This window comes from Desulfosarcina sp. (assembly GCF_041551955.1).
Taxonomy (GTDB): Bacteria; Desulfobacterota; Desulfobacteria; order Desulfobacterales; family Desulfosarcinaceae; genus Desulfosarcina.
Genome location: NZ_JBFELV010000158.1, coordinates 1 through 9,996 on the forward strand (window position 1 = coordinate 1; position 9,996 = coordinate 9,996).

Sequence of the window (9,996 nt, forward strand, 5' to 3'; positions counted from 1 at the left end):
AATCCCTCAATCCCTCAATCCCTCAATCCAATAATCCAATAATCGCATAATTCGGAATTCGGAATTCGGAATTCATTCTTACCCTCAGCCCTATGCACAAGACAGTGTGCTTTCATAAATGGTGAATTGCGATTCAGATCAAGGCCGCAGGATTTTTTAAACCGGAGGCGTAGCAGCGCTACGTCGAGGATTTCAAAAATACGAGAACGCAGAGCTGGGCCGCAAGTCGCCGTTTAGGGAAGAACACTAGGAGATGTCGTCGTAGTTTTTCACCAGCACCTCCCTCGGCTTCACCCCGTCCTGCGGCCCGATGATCCCCTCCTGCTCCATCATCTCGACGATCCTGGCCGCCCGGTTGTAGCCGATGCGCAGGTGCCGCTGAACCATTGAGATGGAAGCCTGGCCGGCCTGGGTGACCAGGGCCACGGCATCGTCATAGCGTTCGTCGTACTCCTTTTCTCCGGCCTCTTCCGCCGCCTTTACCGGAGCCTGGACGACGCTCTTGTCATAATCTGGCCGCTGCTGCTTTTTAAGGAATTCGACAACGCGAGTTAATTCAGCCTCGGAGATGTAGGCCCCGTGGATACGCTGGAGCCGGGCCGTTCCCGGGGGCAAAAAGAGCATGTCCCCGTTGCCCAGCAGGCTCTCGGCCCCGTTGGTGTCAATGATGGTGCGCGAATCGGTCTTGGAGGAGACCTGGAATGTCAGGCGTGTGGGAAAGTTGGCCTTGATGATGCCGGTGAGCACGTCCACCGACGGTCGCTGGGTGGCCAGAATCAGGTGGATGCCGGCGGCCCGGGCCATCTGGGCCAGGCGGGTCAGCGCCACCTCTACGTCCCGGGAAGCCACCATCATGAGATCGGCCAGTTCGTCGATGATGATGACGATGTAGGGCAATGGTTTGGCCGGTTCCTTGGGGTTTTCCTCGTCGTCGGCAGGGGGGGCGGCCGGCTCTTTTTCGATCTTGCGGTTGTATTGGTCGATGTTGCGGGTCTTCTTCTCCGAGAGCAGTTCGTAGCGGTGCTCCATCTCGCGCACGGCCCAGAACAGGGCGTTGGTGGCTTTCTTGACATCGGTGACCACCGGCGTGATCAGGTGGGGAATACCGTCGTACATGGACAGTTCGATGCGCTTGGGGTCGATCATGATCAGCTTTACGCGGTCCGGGGTCAGCTTGTACAAAAGACTGCAGATCATGGTATTCAGGGACACACTCTTGCCCGTCCCTGTGGCGCCGGCGATAAGCAGGTGGGGCATCTTCTCCAGCCCGGCGGAAACCGGGTTGCCCACGATATCCTTCCCCAGGCACAGGGTCAGGGTATTCTTGACCTGTTCGAATGAGGGCGACAGGATCATCTCCTTGAAGCGGACCGTTTCCCGATCGGTGTTGGGGATTTCCACACCGATGACAGCTTTGCCCGGAATGGGCGCCACGATACGAATGCTGATGGCCCGCAGGGCCAGGGCCAAGTCGTCGGTGAGGCTAACGATGCGGTTGATCTTGACGCCGGGGGCCGGTTCGTATTCGAACGTCGTGATCACCGGCCCCGGGGTGACGGCCACCACTTTGCCGTTGACGCCGAAATCCTCCAGCTTCTTTTCCAGCAGCCGGGACTGCATACGCAGGTTCTCTTCACTGGTGGATTGGGGTCGCGCCTTGGGATCGTCGAGAAAGTTGACCGACGGCAGGGAAAAGCTTGACGCGCTCTTCATGAATTCGAAAACGGCCTGTTTGGGCACCGGCTTGACCGGCACCGGGTTGGGATCGGGGGTCTTGATTTCGATCTTCTCTTTTTTCTTTTTCTTCTCGGCCCTGAGAATCCGGCGCCGCTTGAAACTTTTCTGGCGACGCTCCTTCCACTTGATCAGAATGGTGGCGATACGCTCGAAAAGCACGGAGTTGGCCGTTTTGCATCGGCGGTAGAATGCAACCACGGAGAACCCCGTGGCCATGATGAAGCCGATGAGCCACACCAGCATCAGGATGATAGACCCCCCGGCCGGGTTGGAATAGTCGACGAAAAAGGACTTGAGGGGAATGCCGACGATGCCGCCCGCTGTGAACCGGCTGCCAAACAACACATAGTGGTCCTGCCTGAAAGCCAGCAGGCTGCCCGTGGTGACGATCAGCAGAATACCACCGGCGGCCAATGGCAACAATGCCCGCCCCGTGTCCTTGCCGAAGAAAAGGATGCTGCCCAACAGGAAAAGCAAGGGGATCCAGAAAGCGCCGATGCCGAACAGCCCCACGAGAATGCCGGCGAAGTTGGCGCCGAACACACCGAAGAGGTTCTGGACCTTGCCGTCGCCGCCGGCATTGAAGAACAGGCATGGGTCGCCCGGGTCGAAAGACAGCAGGCTGATCAGGCTGAACACCACCATGAAGAAAAAAAGGATGCCGATGATTTCTTTTTTCATTTTCAAACTTCCACCAGAAATGGGAGAATCACTGGCCGACGCCCGATGGTATAAAAAAAGTACTGCCGCAAGGCGGTTTGGATCCGGCTGCGGATCCGAGCCACCCGATTGGGTACATCCGGAGTGACATCCTCCACAATTTCCAGGATCACACACTGGGCATCCTGGAGCAGATACCCCGTCTCCGTTTCGAAAACGAATCCCCGGGAGACGATATCGGGGCCGTAGACCACGATGCCGGTCTCCTCGTCAAAGGCCATATTGACCACCACCAAACCCTCCTCGGAGAGCACCCGCCGCTCCTTGAGCACGCTGCGTCCCACGTCGCCGATGCCCTTGCCATCGATGAGCACCCGCCCGGAGCAGATGCTGTCCCGAATCCGGAAACCCTTTTCATCCAGCTCTATGATCTGGCCGTTCTGGGCCAGGATCAGGCGGTCGTCGGGAATGCCCATCTCGCGGGCCAACCGCTTGTGCAGCACCAGATGGCGGTATTCCCCGTGCACGGGCATGAAGAAGGTGGGTTTGGTCAGGTTGATCATCATCTTGAGCTCTTCCCGGAAGGCATGCCCGGACACGTGAATGTTCGAAATCTTCTCGTAAACCACGTCCGCACCACGCCGGTAGAGGTTGTTGATGATGTTGGCGATGGCCTTCTCGTTTCCTGGAATGAATTTGGAGGAGAGAATGACCGTGTCTTCCTTGTGGATCTTGATCTGCTTGTGGGTGCCGGCGGCCATGCGCGCCAGGGCTGACATGGGCTCGCCCTGGCTGCCGGTGGTAACCATGATGATTTCGTCGTCCGGGTAGGCGTTCAGCTCATCGATGTCGATCTCCATCTCCTTGGGGAGGTCCAGATAACCCAGGTTGCGGGCAATGGCGACACTCACCTCGATGCTTCGGCCGTTGACAACGATCTTGCGGCCGCGAGCCTTGGCTATGTTGACGATCTGCTGAATGCGGGCGATATTGGAAGCAAAAAGGGCCACGATGATTCGTCCTGTGGCCGCATCGGTGATCCTTGACAGTTCGGCGCCGATTTCCTGCGCAGAAATGGTGTGTCCTTCCTTCTCCACGTTGGTCGAGTCGGACAACAGGGCCAGCACGCCCTCTTCCCCGCACTGGGCGAACCGGTTGACGTCGGTGAGCATGCCTTCCACCACCGTCTGGCTCATCTTGAAGTCGCCGGTGTGGACCACCATGCCCACCGGTGTGCGAATGGCCAACCCCACCCCGTCTACGACGCTGTGGTTGACCCGGATGAACTCCACCTCGAACGGGCCGATCTTCAACCGCTCCCGCGGCAGCACCTCGTGCAGCGAAGCCGTGGCGAGCAACTCGTGCTCTTCCAGTTTGTGGCGGACGATCCCCAGGGTAAAGGGGGTTCCGAAAACCGGCACATTGATCTCTCTGAGCAGAAATGGCAGCGCGCCGATATGATCCTCGTGGGCATGGGTGAGCACAATCCCCGATACCCGTCTCCGGTTCTGGCGAAGGTAATCCATATCCGGAATGACGTAATCCACCCCCAGCATGTAGGCTTCAGGAAACATGAGACCGGCATCGATGACGAAAATCGTATCGCCGTATTCCACTGCCATCATATTCAGGCCGATTTCGCCCAGGCCGCCCAAGGGGATCAGTTTCAGCATGGCCCTAAACTTCCCGCTTCTCATTTTCAAAATTGTCGATAAGGATAGACCGGATGTGTTCCAGCAGCGCGTCCTTGGTTTTGCGGGTGTAGCCGGACGTCTCCACCGGATCCAATATCTGCATGGTTATCGGCGCCGGTCGGATCATGAAATGCCCCTTGGGAATGATATCCCGGGTCCCCCGGATGATGATGGGTACGATGGGAACCCCCGAGTCCACGGAAAGAACGAAGCCGCCCTTCTTGAACGGCAGGATATGACCATCCCGACTGCGGGTTCCCTCGGGGAAAATCAGCACACTGGTACCGTTACGAATGGTTCGGGCCGCCCGTTCCAGGCTCTCGAAGGCCGACTTGCGATTGGACCGGTCGATGCTGATGTATCCCACCCCGCGCATCGCCCGGCCGAAAACGGGGATCTTGAACAGTTCGGCCTTGGCCAACCAGCGAAACTGAACCGGCAGCCGTCCCAGCAACAGCGGAATGTCAGCATTGCTCTGGTGGTTGGGCATGTATATATAAGACCGCTCAGGATCCAGTTTTTCAATGCCGCTGACAGTGATCTTCGCCCGAGCGACCCACAGGATGGAATTGGCCCAGAACCGGGCAAGCAGATGGGGGCCGTTGCCTGTTCGGCTAAAAAATGAGCAAATAATGACAATGGTCGCAACCCCCCCCGTCATCACAACGACCCACAGGACAATGATCAGCGTCTGTATCCGATAACCAATTGATTTTAACATTGCCCGTGAAGCCCCGTCCGATCAGACCATGATTTCCAGTTTTTCAAAAATGGCATCCACGGTCCGGACAAGCCAGTTAAGCTGGCTTTCATCGGCGTAGTGGATACAGTCACAGCGCACCCGGTTGCGGGTTCGCACCAGCAACTCGGCGGCCAGGCGGTCCGGCCCCAGTTCGAGAGCCATGAAAAATGGTGCACAGCCATGATGCGCCTGCTGCACCCCGGAAAGCCATGCCTCGTCAACCGGCACCCAGTAAAGGCCATCCACACCTGCGTCGCCGTATGTTGCGTCCAGGTATCCTTTTAATTTTTCAAAATCCTGGGGGCGAATTTCATCGATCACGTATTGCTTCATGGCGGTATCGTCCCTAGCATAAAATGGTTTAAATCTCAATATATATGTTGCAACCGAGACCTGGACAACAACCGGTGGGGGTTAGTTTATCCCACCATGTAAGTTCCGGTTCCCACGGCCACCAGCAAGGCATCCTCGTTGTGCATTTCCATGCGGACCACGGCCACCTTGCGACCGGTGCGCATGATCCGTCCGTTGGCCGTAAACCGCTCTCCCCTGCCGGGCCGCAGGTAATCCACCCTGAGGTCGATGGTCCCCACCTGGGCAAACATCGCCTTGACTTTTTCCTCGGATAGGCCGGCGGCACGCACCATCAGGCTGGCCGAAGCCGTCAGGCCACCCACGGCATCCAGCACCGAGGAGATGACGCCCCCGTGAAGGGTGCGATGGAATACGTTGCCGATGAGATCTTCACGCATGGAAAATGACATCGTCCCGCCGTCTGAATTCAGAGAAGTGACGCTCAGTCCCAGCAGTCGGTTGAAAGGCAGTCGTTCCTGGTAGAGCCGGCGCAGTCGTTCATAAAACCCTCGGGCCGTTTCCGTTTCACTAGTCATTCGTTGATCCTTTTGCCTCGGACTTGAAAAGCCCCCTGGAATGGGATAATGTTAATAATATTCGTCACCTTTCACCCCCCCGCCGGTTCATGCAGGGGAGCGGGTGACGGCAGGAAACCGATGGTTGCGTCACCATTGAGAACGAAGCGGACACAGCCGACCCTGAGAAGGAAAATTAACCTGCATCTTGCCGCCCATGAACCCTGACGACGATCGACCACCAACACCTCACCTGCATGAAGTGGTCATTCCCAAAGAAAAGGCCGTCTTCTGGATGGACGGCCGGGGCCGGTGGCAAAATCGCCACGGCCGCTTCGAACACAAGCGCATCATCGACCATTTCAACCGCTCGATCCGGCGGGACGAAGATGGCTACTTCGTCACCCAGGTGCGCGGCGAGGTTCGTGAAAAAGTCTATTTTCCCTATGAAGACACCCCGCTGTTCATTGTCCGGGTCAGCCCGGAAGTCCCCCTGCGGCTGGACCTCAACACCGGCGAAACCATTCCACTCGATCCGGCGGCGCTGTTCGTCGAGTCCGACCAACTATACCACAAAAGCGGCGATGCGCGCATCAAATTCACCGACCGTGCACTGCTGGCCATTAGCCCCTACCTGGAAGAGAGAGCCGACGGACTGAGCATCTGCATCGATGATCACACCTGGCCGATTCCGGACCGCTGCCCCGCCCCATGATGCAACATATGTTGCGCAACACTATGCAACACTGATCAAGAGATTAGATAACACAATCTTATCAATATATAATTTGTGTTATCAGCCCCCAACCTCGACGCACGAAGACGTTGCAAACATTGCAACATAACGTGTCAAGCAGCACCTTTGCACCAGCAAGAAAACTATATTTTCCTATTAATTCCTGTTGGTTACAAACTCATCCGCCAAATGGCACAGTCCATGCTATTTTTTGGGCATCTACCCGGCAACGCACCATCTACGGAACCATCGACAACTGCGCACGGCCAGGGCGACCCACACCGCACCAAAAACCGACACCCGATGGTAAACCGTGTCCCTATCCTGCCGCGGGGATGTTTCACTGACGATCCGATTGAATGTTAGCAGCGGAGGTATCGGTGACATCGGATAGACCGGCCAAAACGATTCTGGTGGTGGAAGACGAACCGGACATGAGCATTTTCTTGTCGAACCTGCTCAGCGCCAACGGCTTCTGCCCGATCTGCGCCGGTTCTCTGACCGAAGGGCTCAAACAGGCGGTAGACGGTTGTCCCGACCTGATCATTATTAACGCCATGCTGCCCGGGGAAGCGGGAATCCGCCTCTACCAGAGCCTCCGGACCAACCACCGGCTGTGCCATATCCCGGTGATCATGTTGTCCACGCTGGACAGCAGCACCTTTTACCGTTGCCCGGGGGCCAAGCGGTCGCCGACGGGCCGCCATCTTCCGGCGCCGGAGGCCTATCTGCAGAAGCCGCCCGAAGCCGATGAACTGCTCTCCGTCGTCAACCGACTGTGTGCAGCACCATGATTGGGAATTTAGGAATTGAGGAATTAAGGAATTAAGGGAATGGGTTTTCTTTCTAATCCCCAAATTCCTGACTCCCTCAATCCCTCAATACTACCCGCATCGGGGAGGAGATCGATGGCCATCAAGATTGGATTCTACATCTGCCACTGCGGCATCAACATCGCCCACCGGGTAAGAGTCACCGAGGTGGCCGCCTTCGCCCGCGGCCTGAAAAACGTCGTCGTCTCCCGTGACTACAAGTTCATGTGCTCAGACCCCGGCCAGGAGATGATCGAAAATGACATCCGCAAGTACGGCCTCAACCGGGTAGTGGTGGCCTCCTGCTCGCCCCGACTCCATGAAAAAACCTTCCAGAACGCCTGTCAGCGGGCCGGGTTGAACCCCTATCTGTTCCAGATGGCCTCGGTGCGCGAACAGGTCTCCTGGGTCACCAGCGATGAGGACGAAGCCACCCGTAAGGCCATAACCCTGGCCGCCGGTGCCATCAACCGGGTCAACTTTCACCAGATGCTGGAAAAGCGGTCTGTCAGTGTCCACCCCGACGTCATGGTGGTGGGCGGCGGCATCGCCGGCATGCAGGCGGCCCTGGACATCGGCAACGCCGGTCACACGGTTTATCTGGTGGAACGGCAGACCACCGTGGGCGGCCACATGCTCCAGTTCGACAAAACCTTTCCCACCCTCGACTGCGCGGCCTGCATCGGCACCCCAAAAATGGTCGAGGTGGCCCAGAATCCCAACATCCGCTTGCTGACCTACAGCGAGGTGACCGATGTCTCCGGCTATATCGGCAACTATCAGGTCACCGTCACCCGCCAACCGCGCTACATAAAAGAGGGCGTCTGCACCGGCTGCGGGGAATGCGCCGAGGTGTGCCCGGTCTCCCTTCCCAGCGAGTGGGACGAAGGCCTGACCGATCGCAAAGCCATCTATCGCGCGTTTCCCCAGGCGGTTCCCATCACCTTCACCATCGACAAGAAGGACCGCGCCCCCTGCACCACCACCTGCCCGGCCGGCATCAACGTCCAGGGCTACGTGCAACTCATCGGCCAGGGTAAGTATAAGGAGGCCGTCGAACTGATTCAAAAACGCCTGCCCCTGCCCGGGGTGTTGGGACGGGTCTGTCCGCATCCCTGCGAATCCCAATGCCGACGACAGGAGGTGGACGCTCCGCTGGCCATCCGCGACCTGAAACGCTTTGCCGCCGATCAGGTCAAGCCTGCGGACTTGCCGATCCCGGCCATCCAGGACCGGCCCGAACGAGTGGCCGTGGTGGGCTCCGGCCCCGCCGGGCTGACCGTCGCCTATTATCTGCGGCTGCGAGGCTTCCAGGTCACCCTTTTCGAGGCCCTGCCCAACCTGGGCGGCATGCTTCGCGTGGGTATCCCCGACTATCGGCTGCCTCCGGAAGTTCTCGATCGGGAAATCGATTACCTGCTGCGCCACGGCATCGAAACCCGCACCGGCACCCGCCTGGGCACGGATTTCGATTTGACCGACCTGACGGAACAGGGATATGGCGCCGTTTTTCTGGCCATCGGCGCCCACGCCTCCATGCGGCTGGGCATTCCCGGCGAAGCCCCCCCCCGGGGTGTGGTCGACGCGCTTGCTTTTTTACGTGCGGTCAACCAAGGCGACCGGCAGCGGCCTGGTGAACGGATCGCGGTGGTGGGCGGCGGCAACGTAGCCATCGACGCAGCCCGGGTGGCCAAGCGGTTGGGTGCCGGAAAGGTCACCGTGGTCTACCGCCGCTCCGAGCAGGAGATGCCGGCCTATGCCGACGAGATCCAGGGCGCCAGGGATGAAGGTATCGCGTTCGCCTATCTCACGGCGCCGGTGCGCATCCTGGCCACGGACGGCCGGGTCAGCGGATTCGAATGTATACGAACGGAATTGGGCCCGCCGGACAATGGCGGCCGACGGCGACCAGTGCCCGTGGTAGGGTCCGAATTCGTCATCGACTGCGATGCGGTGATCCCGGCCATCGGCCAGCGGACTGACGTGGCCTGGGCGGAAAAGGTGCCTGCCCTGAACCTGACCCGCCGCAACACCCTAGCCGTGAATCCCCGGACCATGCAGACCTCCATTCCCCATGTGTTTGCCGCCGGTGATGCGGTCAGCGGACCGGCCACCGTCATCGAGGCGGTGGCAGCCGGGCACAAGGCGGTAGCAGCCATCCAGCGGTTCCTCGAAGGAGCGGATCTGGACGAATTCGCCCGTGTTCTGGCGACCCGGCCCGCACCGGGAAGCGACTGGGCCGACATCCCCGAGGGCATCACGCCGCTGCCCCGGGTGCAGCCCCTCCACACCTTCGATTCTGCCCGGGCGCTCACCTTTGACGAGGTGGATCCGGGCATGAGCGAGCAGGACGCGCACCGGGAAGCATCGCGCTGTCTGAACTGCGGGGTGTGCAGCGAATGCATGGCCTGCGTGTCGGTCTGTGAGGCCAAGGCCATCGATCACACCATGACGACCACCCAGGAAACCATCCCGGTGGGCAGCATCATCCTGGCCACTGGATACGACCTGCTGGACCCGTCCCCCATGAAGCCCCTTGGCTACGGCCGCTACCCCAACGTCTTCACCAGCCTGGAGTTCGAGCGCCTGAGCAACGCCACCGGCCCCACCGGCGGACGCATTCTCATGCGCGACGAGGCCGGCGGATTCACCGATCCGCCCCAAAGCGTGGCCCTGGTCCACTGTGTGGGCAGCCGTGACGTCAACTACCACCCTTACTGCTCCCGGGTCTGCTGCATGTACGCCC

At 59.2% G+C, this 9,996-nt stretch carries 8 protein-coding genes; 3 read left to right on the plus strand and 5 right to left on the minus strand.

Annotated features, from left to right (window positions below):
• Positions 1–246 precede the first annotated feature (246 nt).
• From ABYV26_RS13255 to ABYV26_RS13275, 5 genes are all read right to left on the minus strand, one after another.
• Complete coding sequence (locus ABYV26_RS13255) at positions 247–2,418, minus strand: DNA translocase FtsK (protein WP_372681729.1); 2,172 nt, start codon at positions 2,416–2,418, stop codon at positions 247–249.
• 2 nt (positions 2,419–2,420) lie between these two features.
• A complete protein-coding gene (locus ABYV26_RS13260) occupies positions 2,421–4,070 on the minus strand; it encodes a ribonuclease J (RefSeq protein WP_372681731.1) in 1,650 nt (549 codons plus the stop codon).
• A gap of 4 nt (positions 4,071–4,074) precedes the next feature.
• A complete protein-coding gene (locus tag ABYV26_RS13265) occupies positions 4,075–4,812 on the minus strand; it encodes a lysophospholipid acyltransferase family protein (RefSeq protein WP_372681733.1) in 738 nt (245 codons plus the stop codon).
• Between the two features lie 21 nt (positions 4,813–4,833).
• On the minus strand, positions 4,834–5,166 hold the full coding sequence (locus tag ABYV26_RS13270) for a hypothetical protein (protein ID WP_372681735.1): 333 nt from the start codon (positions 5,164–5,166) through the stop codon (positions 4,834–4,836).
• A gap of 86 nt (positions 5,167–5,252) precedes the next feature.
• Positions 5,253–5,723: a thioesterase family protein gene (locus ABYV26_RS13275; protein WP_372681737.1), complete on the minus strand. Its 471-nt coding sequence runs from the start codon at positions 5,721–5,723 to the stop codon at positions 5,253–5,255.
• 196 nt (positions 5,724–5,919) lie between these two features.
• Between ABYV26_RS13275 and ABYV26_RS13280 the strand changes: the two genes are divergently transcribed.
• The 3 genes from ABYV26_RS13280 to ABYV26_RS13290 all read left to right on the plus strand — a co-directional run.
• Positions 5,920–6,417: an MFS transporter permease gene (locus ABYV26_RS13280; RefSeq protein WP_372681739.1), complete on the plus strand. Its 498-nt coding sequence runs from the start codon at positions 5,920–5,922 to the stop codon at positions 6,415–6,417.
• A gap of 401 nt (positions 6,418–6,818) precedes the next feature.
• Entirely contained in the window at positions 6,819–7,232 is a 414-nt protein-coding gene (locus tag ABYV26_RS13285) for a response regulator transcription factor (protein ID WP_372681741.1), read from the plus strand.
• A gap of 114 nt (positions 7,233–7,346) precedes the next feature.
• On the plus strand, positions 7,347–9,996 hold a 2,650-nt coding region (locus ABYV26_RS13290), incomplete at its 3' end, for an FAD-dependent oxidoreductase (RefSeq protein ID WP_372681743.1).

Excerpts from the sequence above, each read along its gene's own strand:
- ABYV26_RS13275 (WP_372681737.1), bottom strand. The coding sequence starts at position 5,723 with ATGACTAGTGAAACGGAAACGGCCCGAGGGTTTTATGAACGACTGCGC.
- ABYV26_RS13270 (WP_372681735.1), bottom strand. The coding sequence starts at position 5,166 with ATGAAGCAATACGTGATCGATGAAATTCGCCCCCAGGATTTTGAAAAA.
- ABYV26_RS13260 (WP_372681731.1), bottom strand. The coding sequence starts at position 4,070 with ATGCTGAAACTGATCCCCTTGGGCGGCCTGGGCGAAATCGGCCTGAAT.
- ABYV26_RS13265 (WP_372681733.1), bottom strand. The coding sequence starts at position 4,812 with ATGTTAAAATCAATTGGTTATCGGATACAGACGCTGATCATTGTCCTG.
- ABYV26_RS13280 (WP_372681739.1), top strand. The coding sequence starts at position 5,920 with ATGAACCCTGACGACGATCGACCACCAACACCTCACCTGCATGAAGTG.
- ABYV26_RS13255 (WP_372681729.1), bottom strand. The coding sequence starts at position 2,418 with ATGAAAAAAGAAATCATCGGCATCCTTTTTTTCTTCATGGTGGTGTTC.